Origin of the sequence: Streptomyces pilosus, assembly GCF_014649835.1 — a bacterium.
GTDB classification, from domain to species: domain Bacteria; phylum Actinomycetota; class Actinomycetes; order Streptomycetales; family Streptomycetaceae; genus Streptomyces; species Streptomyces pilosus.
The window spans coordinates 28,537-46,321 of the sequence record NZ_BMTU01000021.1 but is presented as its reverse complement, the minus strand read 5'-3'; the positions used below and the strand labels follow the sequence as shown (position 1 = coordinate 46,321).

General features: G+C 67.8%; 16 protein-coding genes and 1 pseudogene. 11 read left to right on the top strand and 6 right to left on the bottom strand.

All coding sequences use genetic code 11. The features are described from left to right. Positions 1-89 precede the first annotated feature (89 nt). Complete coding sequence (locus IE118_RS32275) at positions 90-1,148, top strand: esterase-like activity of phytase family protein (RefSeq protein WP_229847051.1); 1,059 nt, start codon at positions 90-92, stop codon at positions 1,146-1,148. A gap of 266 nt (positions 1,149-1,414) precedes the next feature. Here IE118_RS32275 and arsM read toward each other — a convergent pair whose 3' ends face one another. Next, positions 1,415-2,308: an arsenite methyltransferase gene (arsM, locus tag IE118_RS32270; RefSeq protein ID WP_189561652.1), complete on the bottom strand. Its 894-nt coding sequence runs from the start codon at positions 2,306-2,308 to the stop codon at positions 1,415-1,417. A gap of 105 nt (positions 2,309-2,413) precedes the next feature. Between arsM and IE118_RS32265 the strand changes: the two genes are divergently transcribed. The 8 genes from IE118_RS32265 to IE118_RS32230 all read left to right on the top strand — a co-directional run bounded on the left by IE118_RS32265 (position 2,414) and on the right by IE118_RS32230 (position 10,939). Continuing rightward, a complete protein-coding gene (locus IE118_RS32265) occupies positions 2,414-2,788 on the top strand; it encodes an ArsR/SmtB family transcription factor (RefSeq protein WP_189561651.1) in 375 nt (124 codons plus the stop codon). Beyond that, complete coding sequence (locus IE118_RS32260; RefSeq protein ID WP_189561650.1) at positions 2,785-3,519, top strand: aquaporin; 735 nt, start codon at positions 2,785-2,787, stop codon at positions 3,517-3,519. The genes IE118_RS32265 and IE118_RS32260 overlap by 4 nt, the downstream gene beginning before the upstream one ends. A gap of 30 nt (positions 3,520-3,549) precedes the next feature. After that, positions 3,550-3,972 (top strand): arsenate reductase ArsC, encoded by a 423-nt coding sequence (locus tag IE118_RS32255; RefSeq protein ID WP_189561649.1) that lies wholly within the window; start codon positions 3,550-3,552, stop codon positions 3,970-3,972. 51 nt (positions 3,973-4,023) lie between these two features. Further along, positions 4,024-4,389 (top strand): hypothetical protein, encoded by a 366-nt coding sequence (locus IE118_RS32250; RefSeq protein ID WP_229847050.1) that lies wholly within the window; start codon positions 4,024-4,026, stop codon positions 4,387-4,389. A 13-nt stretch (positions 4,390-4,402) separates the two neighbouring features. Next, positions 4,403-5,485, top strand: coding sequence for a hypothetical protein (locus IE118_RS32245; RefSeq protein ID WP_189561648.1), 1,083 nt, complete (start codon positions 4,403-4,405; stop codon positions 5,483-5,485). 2,017 nt (positions 5,486-7,502) lie between these two features. Further along, positions 7,503-7,736 carry a hypothetical protein gene (locus IE118_RS32240; protein WP_031051338.1) on the top strand — a complete coding sequence of 78 codons (234 nt, stop codon included), beginning with the start codon at positions 7,503-7,505 and terminating at the stop codon, positions 7,734-7,736. A 118-nt stretch (positions 7,737-7,854) separates the two neighbouring features. After that, positions 7,855-10,413 (top strand): tetratricopeptide repeat protein, encoded by a 2,559-nt coding sequence (locus IE118_RS32235; protein WP_189561647.1) that lies wholly within the window; start codon positions 7,855-7,857, stop codon positions 10,411-10,413. A 169-nt stretch (positions 10,414-10,582) separates the two neighbouring features. Continuing rightward, positions 10,583-10,939, top strand: a complete 357-nt coding sequence (locus IE118_RS32230; protein ID WP_189561705.1) for a hypothetical protein — start codon at positions 10,583-10,585, stop codon at positions 10,937-10,939. 18 nt (positions 10,940-10,957) lie between these two features. Here IE118_RS32230 and IE118_RS34805 read toward each other — a convergent pair. Then, positions 10,958-11,056, bottom strand: a pseudogene (locus IE118_RS34805) (transposase); the annotation flags it as partial. A gap of 202 nt (positions 11,057-11,258) precedes the next feature. Here IE118_RS34805 and IE118_RS32220 point away from each other — a divergent pair. Next, positions 11,259-11,960 (top strand): hypothetical protein, encoded by a 702-nt coding sequence (locus IE118_RS32220; RefSeq protein WP_189561645.1) that lies wholly within the window; start codon positions 11,259-11,261, stop codon positions 11,958-11,960. A gap of 94 nt (positions 11,961-12,054) precedes the next feature. Here IE118_RS32220 and IE118_RS32215 read toward each other — a convergent pair whose 3' ends face one another. The 4 genes from IE118_RS32215 to IE118_RS32200 all read right to left on the bottom strand — a co-directional run bounded on the left by IE118_RS32215 (position 12,055) and on the right by IE118_RS32200 (position 16,935). Beyond that, a complete protein-coding gene (locus IE118_RS32215; protein ID WP_189561644.1) occupies positions 12,055-12,597 on the bottom strand; it encodes a hypothetical protein in 543 nt (180 codons plus the stop codon). Positions 12,598-12,868: 271 nt separating this feature from the next. Then, complete coding sequence (locus tag IE118_RS32210) at positions 12,869-13,318, bottom strand: excalibur calcium-binding domain-containing protein (RefSeq protein ID WP_189561643.1); 450 nt, start codon at positions 13,316-13,318, stop codon at positions 12,869-12,871. Positions 13,319-13,544: 226 nt separating this feature from the next. After that, positions 13,545-14,774 (bottom strand): hypothetical protein, encoded by a 1,230-nt coding sequence (locus IE118_RS32205; RefSeq protein WP_189561642.1) that lies wholly within the window; start codon positions 14,772-14,774, stop codon positions 13,545-13,547. A gap of 1,321 nt (positions 14,775-16,095) precedes the next feature. Further along, positions 16,096-16,935 carry a patatin-like phospholipase family protein gene (locus IE118_RS32200; RefSeq protein ID WP_189561641.1) on the bottom strand — a complete coding sequence of 280 codons (840 nt, stop codon included), beginning with the start codon at positions 16,933-16,935 and terminating at the stop codon, positions 16,096-16,098. Between the two features lie 139 nt (positions 16,936-17,074). Here IE118_RS32200 and IE118_RS32195 point away from each other — a divergent pair, with 139 nt between their 5' ends. Beyond that, the gene (locus IE118_RS32195) at positions 17,075-17,731 is read left to right on the top strand and encodes a TetR/AcrR family transcriptional regulator (RefSeq protein WP_189561640.1); all 657 of its coding nucleotides are present in this window, start codon (positions 17,075-17,077) and stop codon (positions 17,729-17,731) included. Positions 17,732-17,785: the final 54 nt, after the last annotated feature.

The following is a 17,785-nucleotide window of genomic DNA, read 5'->3' as shown; positions in this document are numbered from 1 at the left end:
CGCGCCGCGCGTGCGCTGTAGCCCTGCTTCTGGCCTCAACCCTGGCCCCCACCGCGGCTACCGCTCAACCTGGCGACCCAGCACCGGGGTTGGGCCGAGCCGTACAGGCCCGCCTGCTCGGCGAAAAGACCGTTCCGCACAAATTCGCTTTCCAGGCCACCACGGTCGGCGGGCTCTCCGGCATCGACCGCAACCCGTGCACCGGCGAGTACGTCTTCATCAGCGACGACCGCTCGTACCTCCAGCCCGCCCGTTTCTACACGGCCAGGCTGGACGTGGACGCCAGCGGTGTGCACGCCGTCGACTTCACCGGCACCCATCCCTTCCTCCAGCCCGACGGTTCGCTCTACCCGGCCCCGACCCTGGACGACGGCAAGGCCGTCGACCCGGAAGAGATCCGGGTCGACCCGCGCAGCTGCACCTACTGGTGGGCGCAGGAGGGCGACCGGCCCAAGATGGCCGGCCCGCCAGTCATCCAGCCGTCCATCCAGTACGCCTCCCTCACCGGCGGCTACCTCGGACAGCTGCGGCTACCGGAGAACTACGAGATCACGACGGAAGAGCGCGGCCCGCGGCGGAACCAGGCGATCGAGGCGATCACCTTCGGCTCCAAGGGCAAGGTGGTGACGAGCGCGATCGAGGGCCCGCTCCTCCAGGACGGCCCGGAGCCCGACGTGAACAACGGCGCGCTGATCCGTGTCACACAGCACAACCGCGACGGGCGGGTGCTCGGACAGTTCGCCTACCCGCTGGAGAAGATCTTCGCAGAGAACGACCCGGACAGCCCGTGGGGACCGGATACCGGAGTTCCGTCCATCCTCGCCTTCCCCGACCAGCCCAACCGCTACCTGGTGCTCGAGCGTACCTGGGTCGCCGGCGCGGGCTACAAGATCCGCCTCTTCGACGCCACCACGCGCGGGGCGACCGACGTGCAGGCGATCGACTCCCTGGCGGGACGGCCCGTCGTGCCGATGCGCAAGAAGCTCGTGGCGGACTTCGACACGTTGGGCCTGTCCGCCGTCGACAACACCGAGGGCATGACGTGGGGGCCTGACCTGCCCTCCGGCGAGCGGCTGTTGATCCTCGTCAGTGATGACAACTTCGCCCAGGAGGCGATCACCCAGATCGTTGCCCTCGGCATCCGCTGACCGCAGTCCCAGCCATCCGTCCCACCCGCCGCCAAAGGGCGCAGATGTGCCCTTGGAGGTCTCGGTCTGCCGTGGTTTGAGCGGTGGCTGCGCCATCAGATCATCCGAGCCACCGCAGCGCGCCGCCGGTAGCCGCTGACAGGGAGACCCCGGCCTCGAGGGGTCCGGGGTCTCGCTGTCGGCTGGGGTGACTGGCGCCGCGCTGGTCGGCGTGCCGGGCCGTGATGGGCAGGGCTCGTGGCGTGGCACCCTGTTCTCGCGTGGCTTTAGTGCTGGCAGCCGCAGCCGGATGCCGTCTTGGCCTCGGTGATGGTCAGGGCGGGGTCGGCGGAGGTTTCGCCGGGGGTGCAGCAGGCGTTGACGCCGCAGCACGCGTCGGCCGACTTGGTGGCCTCGGTGGGTGGCTCAGGGGTCGTCGGCTTGGTTGCTCGGACGATGGCGGAGTGCATGCCGTCGGCGACCTGGTGGGTGGGGGTGATCTCGACGTCCGTGAAGCCGGCTGCTTCCAGGCCCTGGCGGTATTCGGCGAAGGACAGGGCGCCTGCTATGCAGCCGACGTGGTCACCGCGTTCGGCCCGCTGCTCCGGGGTGAGGCTGTCGTCGGCGACGACATCGGAGACGCCGATCCGGCCGCCGGGCCTGAGGACGCGGAAGGTTTCGGCGAAGACGGCGGGCTTGTCGACGGACAGGTTGATCACGCAGTTGGAGATCACGACGTCGATGGTGTGTGCGGGCAGCGGGATGGATTCGATGGTGCCCTTCAGGAACTCGACGTTCGTCGCGCCCGCCTTGGCGGCGTTGGCGAGGGCGAGGGCGAGCATCTCGTCGGTCATGTCCAGCCCGTACGCCTTGCCGGTGGGTCCGACGCGGCGGGCGGAGAGCAGGACGTCGATGCCGCCGCCGGAGCCGAGGTCCAGAACGCGCTCGCCTTCGCGCAGTTCGGCGACGGCGGTGGGGTTGCCGCAGCCGAGGGAGGCGGCGACGGCTTCGGCGGGCAGGACGTCGCGTTCGTCGGCGGCGTAGAGGGTGGAGCCGAAGTTGTCGTCGACCTCGACGGTCTGCGGCCCGCAACAGGCGGTGCTGCCCTCGGTGACCTTCATGGCCGCCGCGGCGTAGCGCTCGCGGACGGTTTCCCGCAGGTCGGTGGTCTGCTCGCTCATGACTCACTCCTGGGTGACGGGGCATGGCGGTGCCCCGGAACGGCTTGTATTGACGTTCTTTGATGCAACCTTGCGCCTTGAATCGAAAAACGTCAACATAGAGGCATGTCGAAACAAGAGCTCGAGGTGATCGGCCAGGGAGCCGACGGCTGCTGCGACGGTCTCGCATCCGCGCCGCTGGACGATGAGCGCGCGGCACAGCTGGCGAAGGTGTTCAAAGCCCTCGGGGACCCGATCCGGCTGCGCCTGCTGTCGATGATCGCCTCGCGGGAGGGCGGCGAGGTCTGCGTGTGCGAGATGACCCCCGCCTTCGACCTGTCCCAGCCGACGATCTCCCACCACCTCAAGCTCCTGCGCCAGGCCGGCCTCATCGACTGCGAACGCCGCGGAACCTGGGTGTACTACTGGGTGCTCCCCGGCGTCCTGGACCAGCTGGCCGCCTTCCTGACCACGCCGCAGACCGCAGGAGCCACAGCGTGACCGCATCCCCCGGCCGCCGCGCCGCTGCCGAAGCCCTGGGGAGCGGGTTGCTGGTCGCGGTCGTCGTCGGCTCCGGCATCCAGGCCACCGAACTCACGCGGGACATGGGCGTGCAGTTGCTCGCCAACTCCCTCGCCACCGTCTTCGGCCTAGGCGTGCTCATCCTGCTTCTCGGCCCGGTCTCCGGCGCGTACTTCAACCCCGCCGTGACCCTCGCGGCCTGGTTCACCGGCCGCCGCACCGCGGAGGGCCGCACTCTGCGGGACGTCGCCGCGTACGTGCCCGCCCAGGTCGCAGGGGCGATCGGCGGGACGATCCTGGTCGACGCGATGTTCGCGAAGCCGCTGGTGAAGCTCTCCACCCACGACCGGTCCGCCGGCCACCTGTGGCTGGGCGAGGTCGTCGCCACAGCCGGGCTGATCCTGCTGATCTTCGGCCTGAGCAGGATCGGCCGCGCCGCGCTCGCCCCGGCCGCGGTGGCCTCCTACATCGGAGCCGCCTACTGGTTCACCTCCTCCACATCATTCGCGAACCCGGCAGTGACCATCGGCCGCGCTTTCACCGACACCTTCGCCGGAATCGCCCCCGCCTCCGTCGCCCCGTTCATCGCGGCCCAACTGCTCGGAGCTGCACTCGGACTGGGCGCCGTTGCCGCGGTCTTCGGCCGCCCAGCTCCCGCCCGGGACGAGGTCGTCGTCCCGCACGGCGAACCCGCACCCGCCTCCTCCTGATCCACCCGACTCTCCGGAAAGACTCCTGCCATGAGCGCTCCCGCCCTGCGTGCCTCGGTGCTGTTCGTCTGCGTCCACAACGCCGGCCGCTCCCAGATGGGCGCCGCCTTCCTCACCCACCTCGGTGGCGGGCAGGTCGAGGTCCGCTCGGCAGGCTCCGCGCCCGCGAACACCGTCAACCCAGCCGTGGTCGAAGCCATGAAAGAGGTCGGCATCGACATCTCCGCTCAGCAGCCGAAGATCCTCACCGTCGAAGCCGTGCAGTCCTCGGACGTGGTGATCACCATGGGCTGCGGGGACACCTGCCCCGTCTTCCCCGGCAAGCGGTACCTGGACTGGCAACTGGACGACCCGGCGGGCCAGGGCGTGGACGCCGCGCGACCGATCCGGGATGAGATCGAGCGGCGTGTGCGCGGCCTGCTCGCCGACCTCGGCATCCCCGCGGCGACGTAACCACTACGACGACGGACTCCCCGGCCTTCACCACCGACGCCGCCGGGCAGCGTGCGCTGGCTCCAGAAAGGATCTATAGCCGGAGCAAGATGGGCGCTGCGGCTGTCGTCGAGCGCGCTGGAGGAGCGGGTGGAGGCGCTGGAGCGGTACGCCGAGAACACCCGCGCGGCGGACACGGCGTACCGCGAGTGGGAGGCCATACGGGAGCTGGAGCAACTCGGCGAGGACATGCACGAGCTGGTGGTGAACACGGTGCGGGACGAGCTGGCCGTCGCCGAGATCGAGGGGCTCGCCGACCGGTCCCGGCTCCAGGACCTGCACCGGATGCTGGACGAGGCGCGGGAGGCGGGGCTGCTGGCCACGCGGTTCGCCGACGAGCCGGCCGACCGCCGGTCCGGCGACAGCGGCCGGGTGTGAGGGGGAGGACGACATGACGCAGACATCCCAGCCGAGACGCGAGTTCCACTCCGGCCGCGGCAGGAAGACCTTCGATCGGATTCCGGGTGGGTTCTACCTGGTCGGCGCCCTGGTGATCCTCTTCGAGGTGGTCATGCTCGGCGCGGTCGGGCTGGCCCTGGCCGTCGGCGACCCGAGCGACGACGGGGCGTCCCCGGACAAGGAATCCCGGGGGGTCGAGGTCACCTACATCGCGACGGGCGATCACCCATCGGTGGACCTCACCGTCGGGGAGACGCACAGCCACGTGCCCTACGGGGTCGTCATCCTGCCGTACCGCAAAACCGTCACGCTGGCGGCGGGCGTCGACTTCTATCTGGACGTCAGAAGCCGCGAGGACCAAGAAGGGGGCACCCTCACGTGCACCGTGCTGGTCGACGGCAAGGTGATCCAGCAGGCGCACAACACACCGGACTCCTCGTCCGCCACCTGCGCAGGCAGCACCGCGAACGCCCCCCAGCGGGGGATCCCGGTGCCCACTCTCACCCCCGGCGCCTCCCCGCTGCCCAAGGAGCGGCGACTCACCGGGACCGTCAAGGTACGGGACTACCCGGGCAAGGGCTCGCCGGTCATCGGCACCGTCACGGACTCCTCCCTGCAGTACGCGGAGCTGGGCGGCACGTGGGACCGGAGCAGGACGCTGGATCCGGTCTTCGACGGCTTCACCCGCAAGCAGGAGGGGCGCCAGCGCGCACTTGTGAAGTCCACGCAGGTCGACGAGGACATCATGGCCGCGGCTGGCGGCACCGGGGAGCTGCGGGGCGTGGCGGGCGCGGTGATGGACGAGCGGCGCCGCTACGAGTACCCCCGTGACCAGGCGATTCTGGTCGACGTCGCCTCACAGCCGCTGAAGGTCGACGGACACGACGCCTGGCTGCTGGTCAGCGAGATCCACTTCCACAAACGCGGGGTGCCGTCCACGATGGACCTGAACGCGGTCCTCGTGGTCGACACCGGGCGGGTCCGCCCCTCGGTGCTGTGGGTCGTACTGCCGGAGACGAACAAGAAGCTCTGGCCAGACCTCAACACTCTGGTCGCATCCGTCCAGGTCCGCTGACCTGCACCGATACGGGACGGGCCCCCGGGCGCGCGACGCGTCCCGGGCCCGTCCGGTAGAGCGCGACGCTGTCCGGGCACGGCATCGAGTCGGCGGCGACCAGGTCGACGAGCGTGCGACGCGCGGGCGTGGCGCCAGATGATCGTGCAGTGGCGCGAGCGGAGCCACTGCTCCACGGGCTCGTACGTGGTAGCGGTGGCTGGCCATTCGTGGAGGCGCGCGACGTTCAGGCGCAGCACCAAGTACTGCCTTTGCACCCCAGCGGACGTGATGCCCTTCTTGAGGAAGCTGGTGTCGCCCTGACGACCTGCGCAGCACCCGCGGCACCGACGAACGCCACATCGAGGTCAAGGGCAAGGTCGAACGCAAGAAGCAGCCCAGCGTCGGCTACATCTCCGACCCCAAGAAGCGCAAGGCCATCGAGGAACACGCCGCCGCCCACTACGAGCAGCAGGGCTGGACGGTCGAAAAGCTCGGCAAGCACCACTGGCGCCGCCACCAACGAGGTCCTGCGCGCCCGGGACAAGGACAGCACCGTCGGCCTCGGTTCGTCAGCGACGTCAAGGGCGACACCTCCACCGACGCCTGCACCCCCAGCGGCGGCACTGTCTGCACTACCGCGGCTGGGAGCCGGCCGGGAGAAGGACCTCAGGCCCCGCAAGTTTAAGTACCGCCTCCCCGACCTCCCGGTCTGAATATATGATTTCAGGCTGCGAGCTCTATTCAGCTCGCTGGCTTAAGGACTGACGCTTAACTGTTCCCTAGCAGCTCCTCCGCTGTTGTCGGATTCTGTTTGTGCAGCGTCGTGGAGGCCGGACTCCGGCCACGGACACCGCCCTCTTCCCATCCCTCAAATATGCAAGTAAGCTTCCCTGAAGGGTCGGAAGAGGGCGGTACCAGTGCCTGGTTCCTGAGCAGACCGCCCCCAGGAAAAGTTCCTTGCTTTCGCGGCGCGAGGCCAGGTAGAATAGATAGCAAGCACGACGGATCAGTCGGGCATCCGATGTCTCAGCAGGCCTACATCCTATTGACGATCGTAGGCCCTTACTGCTAGACTATAAGAGTCAGGCAGCGCAACACCACAGACGAATCAAAGCTCGTTCAACCGAGTTTTCCTTGCACTAAGCCGGAGGGCAACGCCCCTTCGGCTTTCTTGTACCTAAAGGAGGGTCCATGCGTAGTCGAACCGGCGTAGTGACTGCTCAGCGAGCGCAGGAGGCCAGCTGGCGGAGCGGCCTCAGCAGCGAACAAGGCCGCGCCACTGTTAAGGATGAAGGGGGGTAGATAGCGGATATCAGTGCTGCCTGCGACCTCTCACGACGTGAGGGGTTCTTTTTATGCTCTCGACAGGCCTCAAGCAAGGGAAGCTTTTAAGGTGATCGAAACACCACACATTAATAGGAGTAGAAATGAAGCACGTTCGTTTTATTTGCATCAATTACCGTAGTAGCCTCGCTGCTGTTCTCTTCTACGCTCTGGGAATCGTTGCTGCCGTAACGCAGAATGTCCCCTTGGTCGTGTTCCTTGCAATTACTGGAGTGCCGGCCCCAAGGGAAATTGTCGACGAGTTCCGTGCGGCAAACCGTAGAGCGGCGATGCACTTCAGCTGTGTCCATTGTGGAGAAAACCCATTCGAGAGCAAGCAGGTCAGCGATTCTGTCTGAACGCTCGCGCTACAACGTGTTGAACACAATAATTATGTACCAGGCCGATGTCCTGTCGGCGGCCCCGCCGGCAGCGGGCCGCGCCTTCTAGGACCAACTCGCATATCCGCAGGTCACCTGCGGTTTCATCGGTGGTTAGGGGGCCGACATCCCCTTTGGCGCACCCCCTCGTGCTTGGCACTCCCCTTTGGCGCATCACCTCGCGACGCCCGAACCAGGAAAGAAAGGTGGGAAGGGCAACGGGCAGGGCGGGGTGGGTGCGCCGTCGTGGGAGGGTGCCCCTGTGTGTGTGGTCAAGGTCGAAGGCCAGTACGTTCGTGTGGTTGAGGGCGGGCCGAGCCGTAGGGGTATGTATGAGTGATAGCCAGGTCACGATCAAGCTCACCAGTGACGAGGCACTGGTGCTGTCGCACTGGCTGGAGAAGCTCCAGATGACGGACCTCAGCCAAGTTGTTGACGATCCGGCGGTCTGGGCGCCGATCCATAGGATCGCCGGAACGCTCGACAAAACGCTTCCTGAGCTGTTCGCATCCGACTATGACGAGCGGCTTGAGGCGGCTCGTCAGCGGCTTCGGCCGGAGGACTGACGGAAGGTATGACGCCCGAGATGGGGCAAGTTGCTGGCTGGTGTGCTGCTGATGGGCCATAGTTGAGGACTCTCACCGTGGTACAGGGCCGGGTCGGGGGACTGGGGGCGGACTACCTGTGACGGAATTCGACCGGATCTTCGAACCGCAGTTCTCCGCGACGGAGTTGTTCACCAACCGGGTGAACGAATACTCCGCATTCTCGAACTTCCTACGGCTGCATTCCGCCCGCGTCCGTGACGGATCCGCTGTCCTGGGGCAGAGCGCTCGCCGCAACGTCATGTCCTTCTACGGCATCGGCGGCATCGGCAAGACCGAACTGTCGCGACGCCTTGAGTCCTGGGTGAGAAGGGAGTTATCCGACCCCGGCGACTGGCGGGAGGACCCGCCGTCAGGGGAGGCACTCCATTCCGTGCGGATCGACTTCCACGGCAGCCGCGTCGTCAACGCGGTCGACGTCGTGCTGCGGCTGCGCGCTGCCGTTGCGGGACGACGGCGCCGCTTTCCCGCCTTCGATCTCGGCCTGACGGCCTGGTGGTCCCTGGCTCGTCCGGGAACAGCCCTGCCGGACCTGTCCACAGGCGGTTTCGACGTGCGGGGACAGATCACCGACACGCTGAACGAGACCCTCAGCGATGCCGGAGCCAGCTTCGGTGTCGGACCGCTGACGGTACGGACCGGAATCCGCATCGTGGAGGATGTGCGGGCCAACCGGCTGCGCAGCCGCACCCTGCGTCAATGCCAGCCACTCGTTCACATCATGAACCAGACGCAGCAAGATCCCTCGGACTATGTCGCCGCGACGCTCGCCGGTCTGCTCTCCTGGGACCTGGAGAACCTGCCGCTCAACAAGAGGCCCGTCACGGTGGCCTTCGCCGACGCCGCCGAATACGTCCAAGGCGACGACCGCGCCCAGGAACGTCTGTTGAACCGCATCGTCCACCTCACCCCCGGCGTCCTGTGGGTGATCACCTCACGCAACCGTCTCGACTGGGACTCGCCGCATCTCCATCAACTACTTCCCGCGACAGGACCTCGGACCTGGCCAGGGCTGCGGCTGGAAGCGCAGGAGGATCCCCGACAGCATCTCGTCGGCGACCTCTCCGACACCGATGTCGAGAAGTACCTCCGGGCGGCATCGGACACAGCGGGGAACCCACTTCTGACGCCAGCAGTGATCGACAGCATTTGCCGTGGTGCCCACGGTCTCCCCCTCTACTTGAGCCTGTCCCTCTCCATCGCTCGTGCCACGCAGGACCAAGGGCTTTCCGCCGACGCCTTTGGTGGTCCTCTTCCGGAGCTGGCCACCCGCGTCTTCGCCAACCTGCCGGAGAAGGAACGCGAACTGGCACGTGCGGCCAGCCTCGTGCCCCGCTTCGACGAAGAGCTCATCACCCAGGTGGCGGGCGCACTGCTCGGTGACGCGCACCGACTGTGCCGGCGCACTCTCGTCACCCGCGACCAGCATGCGCTCTTCCCTTACCGGCTGCACGACGCCGTCCGCGCGGCCATCGCACACGAATCCGTCGCCGAACCCGGAGCCTGGGCACCGGCCGACCGCACCGCCATGGCCCGGGAACTTCTCGAAGCCCTGCACCAGCGCAGCAACCGCCTGCTGCATGACAGCGAACGTTGCCTCGACGTCCTCGAAATTGCGGCCGCGCTCTGCGTGGACCACGACCTCACGGCGGTGTGGCTCGCCGACGCCCTCAGCCACCTGCCCGGATTCAGCAAGACCGCGCAGCGGCTGCCGCCACCCGCATCGAACACCTGGATCGGACAGGTGTCCGGCATGTTCGAACCGTGGCGTCATGGAAACCAGGGCCCTCAGCGGATCGCGTGCCTCGAAAACCTCCTCTCGGGCCCTCTGCAGCCGGACATCCGCAGACGAGGCCGTATCCGCCTGGCCTACCTGCATCGGACCCGCGGTGACTGCGAACCGGCGCTACAGCTCCTGACCGAACTCCTGGCGGAGAACCCCGAATCCGACCTGCTGCGCTACCAGGTCGCTCGTACCCTGCACAGCATGGGGAGGTATGCGGAACTCGAGCAGCATCTGTCTGCCTGTCCGCTCAGCGACCCCACCACAGGACTGCGCATCAGCAGCGACCTGGCCTATGACCGTGGTCTCCTGGACGAAGCCGTCATCGGCCCGGCCACACGCGCGGCGTACCTGCGGGAGAAGGGCCGACACCGGGTCGCGCTGGAGAACGAGGTGGCGGCCCTGTGGCGGAGGACCCTGCAGGGCCGCAGTACCACCACGGATTGCGAGGCGGTCCTCGAAGACGCCGATCACTTCGGCGAGACACTGTGCATGCGCACGGCACTCGCAGCCATGGTCATCTGCGAGGCCGACGACCCTTCTGCGGCTCTGAGGCTGATCGCCGACGCACAGAGCCTGGTACGTGCGACGGGGGGATTCCCAGGCTGGCGCGAATGGACCTCCCAGCTCGTGTTCGGCATGCGCCACGCCGACCGCCCCTACATCGACCAGGTCCGTCAGTCCTGGCTCGCGGGCACCACCAGGTGGTCTCCGAGCCAGCAAGTCGTCGACCGCTTCTTCGTCTTCTCCGGCTATCCAGCCCGATTCCCGCAACCGCAGCTCGTCGGACTCGAGGATCCAACGGAATCCGACCGGCGATGGAACACCGTCATCACGCTCCTTGTTGATCCATGACGGTCAGCAGTGTTCCTCCACAGGCAGCCCCTGCTGATGTGCCCCCGCTCTCGGCTGCGCCTCCACACTCGGCCGCCATGCGCTGGAACTGCCCTCAGCGCAAGCCAGGGCGAACGTCGGTGGCGCCAGGGCGCTGGGCGACGCCGGATGGGCACGGGCCATCAACCGCATGATCGACTGGCTGAACCGCCGTCTCGACGCCGAGCAGGAGGCCGACCTGCTGCTCGCCGTGCACTACCCCACCAGCTGGGATCAGTTCTTCATGGACCTCATGACATCGCGGACCCGCTACCGGTATGCGACCCAGCACTTCGTGTTCCATCTCCGGCAGCTCACACCGACCGTTGCGGATGAGCTTGACCGGCCGCCGACCCCGGGGCGGCCGATGGCAGGCGCGCCCCTGTCACCCATCTTCTCCAGGAGATCAGGGAGCGGCTACACCGGCGGCTCAAACCTGCTGGTCCCTACATCAACTAGGGCCGTGTCTAGGCCGACCGGCCTCCAGAACACACCGTCCAGGGCGTAACGACAGAAGCGGGTGTACACCGTAGCGTTCGGGCAAGTCACGCCAGGAGAACCTGGTGCGGATCTTGTAGACCATCCCGTTGATGACCTGCCGGACGTCCACCCGCGGGCCGGCCCGTGACAGCCCGTGGTATCAGCGGAGCGAGTAACTCGAGTCCTGATCGGTAAGTTTATGGCGACGTATCACCCCGCCATAATCCACCATCCGATGATCTTTGAAGACGGACCCTAGTCCCAGTTGATGCGCAACGTTTCGGTCCTAGGCGGTGCTTTACGGTGGGCGCCATGCAGTGGCGCTTCTTCGGCGGTGAGGAGGGATCGTGGAACGGCGGGACACGATCATGGACATCGATTACGGCCACTTCTACGTCACTGAGCGAGTGGAACACCGTTTCGAGCGGCTTGATGGGGAGCCCGACTTCGCCAGTGGCCGACCGGTGCTCCTCACCCCCGGGAAGGTGACGGTGGTCAGCTGCGTACAGTCCCCCTACGCGCCGGTGATGCTGATCGGCACTGAGTCGGAAGAGGACCTGCCGAAACTTGGCGAGGGGTGGGTGCTGCTGGACACGGTGGAGTACCGGCCGCTGTACTGCGGGCGGATGGAGCTGTGGGGGTGCACCACCGGGCAGTCCAATCCGTCCGTCCATCTGGATCTGCACACCTCACGCACCCACCAGGTGCGGGTGTATGCCAAGGGCCGGGAGGACGCCGGTCAGCGGTTCGTGGAAAGCCTGGACAGGGACGAGGTTCTCCATGAAGGGCTGGAGGAGTACGCGATCGTCTTCACACCTACGGGCTGGCAGGAGCCGCCACAGCCGGATGAGGAGCTGCTGCGGGATCCGTTCCTGCTGGACCCGCGTACCGGTCGACGCAAGGTGGGCTCCGCATACGAGCAGGCGGCCCGGGAGTACGCCGGGCGACAGTCGTCGGCCGAGGCACAGACAGGCGAGCTCAGTGCGGACGCCGCTCTTAACTCGGGGACGCCCAGTAAAGGGTGGCGACTGTTCCCGTTGTGGGGCTGAGGAAGCCTGGCGGCGATCTGCTGGTCCATGGGGCCGGGGCTTGAACGATGCGGGGGCTGAGCCCTCGCGCGTTCCTCGAGCCGGACTCGGCAGGTCACCCGTCCCCGTTGAGATGAGCGCGAGCCGCCTTCACGAACCCCGAGAGTCCGACCGAGAGCCGCCCGTGCGCGGCAAGCAAGTGGGCATGATCTGCAGGTGACGAGAAGGGGCGCCGGGCCGTCATCCAGATCTGACGAGCAGCTCCGAGCGCGATCATGGCGAAGGCCGCGATGTCCTCCGGGCCCTCCAACTCGACGGTTGCACCTGTCCGCATCAACTCGTCCACCGAGACAGCTGCGATGAGGAGGCGGGCACGCTCCTCGACGTGGTCCGCCAAGCCCGGGCCCGGCTGGACGCCAGCAGCGTGCGCGTCAGTCATGGCACGCTCGTAACAGGAGTCCCACTTGGTCGCCGCCTCATACGCATGGAGTGCCGCGACGTAGGCGGCGTACGCGTCGCGCTGGTGTTGGCGGCGGACCGCGTCAACGGGGCCCCGCTGGGCTCCCCGCGCCTGCGCCCGGCCTGCGGCGTACGCGCCTACCGCAGCGATCACAGTGAACGGTCCGGCGATGAGCGCGGCGGTGACGGCGGGGTCCATGGCGCCATCCTGCCGCATCCTCCACCGAGGTCCTCACGAGCAGGACAAGCGCCGCCACTCGACGGATTCAGCCCCGGTTGGCGTCCTCGGCCGACGGCAACTCCAGTGGTCTGTGGAGGCTGTGTTCCGCGCCTGGCTGCCGCGACATGGAGGCGGTGCCTCGACGGAACGCAGCAGCCTCGCGGCAGTCTGCCAAGGCGGCGGACGCCGGTGGACGAGGCCACTGAATGTGTCGTCACTGGCGCGGCGCGCATGGCGTTGTGTTGGATGGTCAGCCCCAGTCGCAGCCGGTGCCGTCGTTGTCGCGGTCGAGGTGGGATCCGTAGCCCGGATCGCCGCGGTGGACGGGTGCGGCTCCGGCGGCCCGGGCCGCGGCGCAATTCTCGTAGTAGACGTTGCCCCCGCCGTTGCTGTCGTCGTCGCTGTTGCCGTTGTCCGCTGCGGGTTGGGCAGTCACGGTCTTGGTGATCTCGACTTCCACTTCTACGGTCTTCGTCACGGTGGGTGCCGGTTCGGGCTGCGCGGTGGCGGTCATGGTCGCGGTGACGGTTGCGGTGGGCTGTGCCTTGGCCGCGGCCGGCTTGGCATCGTCGTTGGGCTGCGCGTCGCTGGCGCCGGCTCCGATGCCGAGGAAGAAGGTGAACCCGAGGGCGGGCAGGACGTAGCGCTTGCGCGCCCACTTTGGTGCGGGCCGGCTTGGCGCGGTGTACGGGTTGGTCATGTCGCCCCCCAGCTGTTGTTGAAGCGTTGACGATAGCGATCTGATGGGGCGTTTGGTCTGCGCTGGAGGAGGATTCACCGATTCGTGACGCTCGGATGCCTTGTTGGTGAGGTGAAGACCGGCCGCCCCTTCCTTACTCCGGCCGCTGCCAACCGGCAGGCGGTGCATGATTGGGGTCGCAGGACAAAGCCTTCGCCGTGCGAGGGCAGGGCGCGGATAAGAGCACTTACCTCCTCCCAGCTTCCGGTCTTCTCGCTGTGGAGCATGCGGCGGACGTCGTGGGCGCTGATGAGGTGGCCGGTCGCGACGGCGACGCTGTGGGGGGAGGGGCTGGCCGCGCGCTGGTAGAGGGTGCGCAGTGCTCCAGCGAGTGTGGTGCGTCTGGTTCTTCTGGCGGGGAAGGCTGGCCGAGGGCGGGGGCGCGATCGGCGTGGGGATGACACGGGTATCGGCTGGTGCTGCGGGTGGTGCCGTTGGCGTTAGCCGGGGTTGGTGCGGTGTCCTCGGTCTGGAGGTGGTTCTGGCCGTGGAGGATGCTGGTTTGTGTTGAGCCTGTCGTGAGCGGGGTGCTGTCCTCAATGAAGAGTTGTAGTGCGCCGTGGTGGTCTTCTGCTTGTGCTGTGGCGGTTCCGCCGAGTTCTCTGACTTGCTGGATGGTGCGGTCGAAGTATCCTGCGTAGCCGGTTTCCAGGGTGCTGAGGCACAGGTCCTGGTAGTAGACGCGGACGACTTGCTGCTCGACGCGCAGGGTGACGGCGAACTCCTTGTCGTGGGTCCGCTGTGCGAGTGCTTCTCGTGCTCCGGGTTCCCAGGACGTCCAGTGACCGATGAACCCGAGGATCTGCTTCGGGTGGACGGCGCGGGCGCAGTCGACGGCCATCTTCTGGAGGTCTTCCCACCAGGGCAGCATCAGCCGGGGTCCGCCGATCCTGTATTCGGTGCCGTTGGCGCCCCGCACACGGTGGGCGGCGTCTTCGGGGTCGTCCGGGTCGTATTCGTCCTCGTCCCATTCGTCGCGGTGACACGGCGTGATGCCGACGAACGCGTGGCATCCGAGCGGCCGGTCCGTGAGGGTCGCCAGGCTGCGCAGGGCTGCGCCCAGGGAGACCAGGTTGCGGTCGTACATGTAGCCGAGGTGGCGTTCGAAGTGCGTGCCGCCGTGCCAGGGAGGCGCGGCCACACTGATGGCGTGGGGGTTGTAGTCGTTGTCGGGCCGGGGAAGGAGCTGCACCGTGACGTGCAGCCGCTCACCCTCGAGGGTGAGCGGCGCGGGCGACGGGTTCCCATTCCGTTCCTGCCGTTCGGCGTCGAGGAGTTCGCGCTGGATGAAAGTGTTGAAGGGCTCGAGGGTGTCGTCCCACAGGCCGACTCCCAGGGCGAACTTCGGTTCTCCGGCCGGGATCATGAGCATGCCCGTTGCAGGATTGACGGTGATCGACTGGGGCGTTCCATCCACGGATCCGGTCCCTTTGCGGCGGAGCGGTCCGTGTGGGGCGTACCGCGATGTCTTGATCGTCGGCGAGCAGGATACCGACTGACCTGCGGTGGGCCGGCTGGCAGTGCCCTCAGCTCTGCCGAGCCGACCAAACACCTGGCAGCCCCATCGGGGGGCAGGCGGTCGATTGGAGCGGGGGTAGGCGACGGCTTCGTAGCGCTGAGAAGCGGTATCTGCCCTCCCGTTCTGCTGCGATCAAGGGGGGTCGCCTGCCGCACCGGCTGCTGGAGGAGGGGACAGGGTGGACTTCGCCGTGAACCTACGTCCTGATGAGGGTTCACTGGTGATCACTACGGTGCGCTCGTAGTCCGCGGCGGTCAGCCGGTTCCTACAGCAGGGAGACCAGCACCGCGAATACGGCTACGGCAAGGGCCAGCGCCGGCAACACCCCGGGCGCTATGACAACGGTCAAGCCTGCGACGACAGCCCCCAGGCTGGCGGTGACGAGGATATGAGTGCGGTCGGGTGCGGGAGGCATCCGGACTCCATGGCGGCTGGGCGGGTGAGGTGTGCGCGCCTGGAGTCTCATAGGGCGGGGAGGGGCTTCAACGGCGGTGTGGCCGGGCTTGGTTGCCGTTGTCGGTGTGGGGTGCCGCGTCACAGTCCCGACCACAGCCTCTCTCGGGCACTGAGCAGCTGCAGTGGACCAGGGGCGGTTGGCAGTTCCAGCGGTCGCGCTGTGCCGCACAGGTGCGACATCTTCGGTGCGGGCGAAGGCGGTGCGGAACTCGGCGGCCAGCTCGGTCACGCCGGTGACGAATCCGCCCCCTGCCGCCGGCCTTCTCCGCGGTGGGATCGGTGACGGCCCGCTGGACCTCTTCGGCCAGGCCGATGTAGTCCACGACCACACCCTGCATCTTCACGAACCTAGTCTTCTGCTCCTCCTCCCGGGCTTCGAGAGCCGGCCGTATGGCCGGGTCTTTGTCCTTGTAATCCGAGACGGAGATGTTCACCGCGGCGGTGATCCGCTTGTGCCTGGCGACCTCGGTGAGCACCTGGGAGGCCCGAAAGCCGACCAGCAGCGCGTTGATCTTGTCTGTGTACGTGAAGGCACCTCTCCCAAGGGTGAGCCGGCTCTCTGCATGAGCATGCCCTGCCGCTGAGCCGCTTCCAGGCGGCACAGGCAGGGAGCGGGCCTGTCGCCCGGTGCGAAGGCGACGGTCGGCAGCCAGGCCGGAGCCTCCGCTCGAGGCCGCAGCCCGCTCGCACTGCTGCCCGTACACGTCCTGCAGACAGCTTCAACTTCCCGCGGTCAAGGGGGCAACGTGCGTTTTGACGCACGTCACCCCTGCCAGACGTCGGCGACCGCAGGGGCCAGTGCACTGGCCTGGGCGTGGCCCGCGCGGGCGGCAGCCGGCTGGCGTGTGTCGTCCGCCAGGTTGCGGCCCATCGCGCGGCGCGCGGCGTGGTCCGGGGACAGCAGGATGACGCGCGCCCCGTCGTCGGACAGTTCCGCGGCCTGCTGTGAGGCGCTCGGATGCGGCCCGGCCGCCCGGGGGACCGGCACGACCGCCAGGACCCGGCGGTACCCGCGGGCGAGCTGGAGGTTGGCGGTCGAACGACTGCCGCCGTCCATCCAGCGCCCGCCCGCCACGGTGACTGGCGGCCACACGACGGGTACGGCGCAGCTCGCCGCGACCGCTTCGAGGAGCGTCACTCCGGAGTGTGAGTCGAACACCTCAAGTCGTCCGGTCCGCGCGTCGACCGCGGTGATCTGCAGCTCCCGCTCGGGCCAGTCACATACGTTGCCCAGGAGCACGCCGACCGTGTCGAAGACGTCCGATTCCGGGCCGGTCCGGGCACGTAGCGCCGCCCGGGCGAGGCGTTCGACGGACCGCTGAGGATCGCGGGAGCCGAGCGCCGCCCAGAGGAAGCGCGCCGTTTGGCGCGCGGTCACCGGCAGACGGACCGCGTCTGCTCCGGAGAGCTGACGCTCGTACAGATCCGCAGCCGGGACGCCGGACCGGATCCGGGAGCCGAAGACGGCACCGGCGGAGGTGCCGATCACGACGTCGGCGTTGCCGAGATCGATCCCAGCCTCGGTGAGCCCGGCGAGCACCCCGGTCAACCAGGCTCCGCCCACCGGTCCGCCGCCGCCGAGCACGAGTGCGGTGTCGGGCATGCTTCCCCCTCCCCGTGAACGACCGCGGATGCCCCTACCCGCGGCAGGCAAAACGGGGAATGGTCCCCGTTTGCTGGGTCGATAGTAGCATCCGTACCGGGGAACGCTCCCCGGTACGGGGCGGGAAGAGGGAGACACAATGGGCGACCGTCCGCCGACAGGGCGCCGCGATGCGCTGCGCAACCGGAAGCTGCTGACGGACAAAGCCCGCGAGGTCTTCGCCGAACAGGGCCTGGACGCCCCACTCGATGAAATCGCCCGGCGGGCGGCCGTGGGCAACGCCACCCTCTACCGCCACTTCCCGACCCGCGCCGCGCTCGTCGACGAGGTCTTCCGAGATGCGCTCTCGGAGACCACGGCGGCGGGCGAGCGGGCGCGGACCGCCGAGGACGCCTGGGCAGGGCTGACCCAGTACCTGCGAACCGTGTTCGCGGGCCTGGCCACAGACCGCGGCACCAACGACCTCATGACCACGAACCTGGAAGGCGTGACTTCCCTGCAGGCGATTCACGCCCACAACCGCGAAACCATCGACGAGCTGCTCCGGCGCGGTCAGGAGCAGGGAACCATCCGCCCGGACCTCACCACCGAGGACCTGCTCTTCACGCTGGCAGCACTGGGCCGGGCTGTCCCCGCGCTCACCACGGTCGCCCCGGACGCCTGGCTCCGCCCGCTCGCCCTGCTCCTCGACGGCCTGCGCACCAGCCCGGCCGCGCCCCTGCTGCCCGCACCGGCCCTCACTTCCGACCAGCTCGGCAAGGTGCTGCTCAATCTGGGCCCGCACAGGCGGCGTTGAGAGGCCCCTGACTCACACGGTTGTCCTGTAGGCCGCCCCCTCACCAGGAACCTT

Bases quoted from the DNA above. Each gene is read 5' to 3' on its own strand.
- IE118_RS32230 (WP_189561705.1), top strand. From the start codon at position 10,583: ATGATCGACTGGCTGAACCGCCGTCTCGACGCCGAGCAGGAGGCCGAC.
- IE118_RS32245 (WP_189561648.1), top strand. From the start codon at position 4,403: ATGACGCAGACATCCCAGCCGAGACGCGAGTTCCACTCCGGCCGCGGC.
- IE118_RS32265 (WP_189561651.1), top strand. From the start codon at position 2,414: ATGTCGAAACAAGAGCTCGAGGTGATCGGCCAGGGAGCCGACGGCTGC.
- IE118_RS32210 (WP_189561643.1), bottom strand. From the start codon at position 13,318: ATGACCAACCCGTACACCGCGCCAAGCCGGCCCGCACCAAAGTGGGCG.
- IE118_RS32240 (WP_031051338.1), top strand. From the start codon at position 7,503: ATGAGTGATAGCCAGGTCACGATCAAGCTCACCAGTGACGAGGCACTG.
- IE118_RS32215 (WP_189561644.1), bottom strand. From the start codon at position 12,597: ATGGACCCCGCCGTCACCGCCGCGCTCATCGCCGGACCGTTCACTGTG.
- IE118_RS32195 (WP_189561640.1), top strand. From the start codon at position 17,075: ATGGGCGACCGTCCGCCGACAGGGCGCCGCGATGCGCTGCGCAACCGG.
- IE118_RS32200 (WP_189561641.1), bottom strand. From the start codon at position 16,935: ATGCCCGACACCGCACTCGTGCTCGGCGGCGGCGGACCGGTGGGCGGA.
- IE118_RS32255 (WP_189561649.1), top strand. From the start codon at position 3,550: ATGAGCGCTCCCGCCCTGCGTGCCTCGGTGCTGTTCGTCTGCGTCCAC.
- arsM (WP_189561652.1), bottom strand. From the start codon at position 2,308: ATGAGCGAGCAGACCACCGACCTGCGGGAAACCGTCCGCGAGCGCTAC.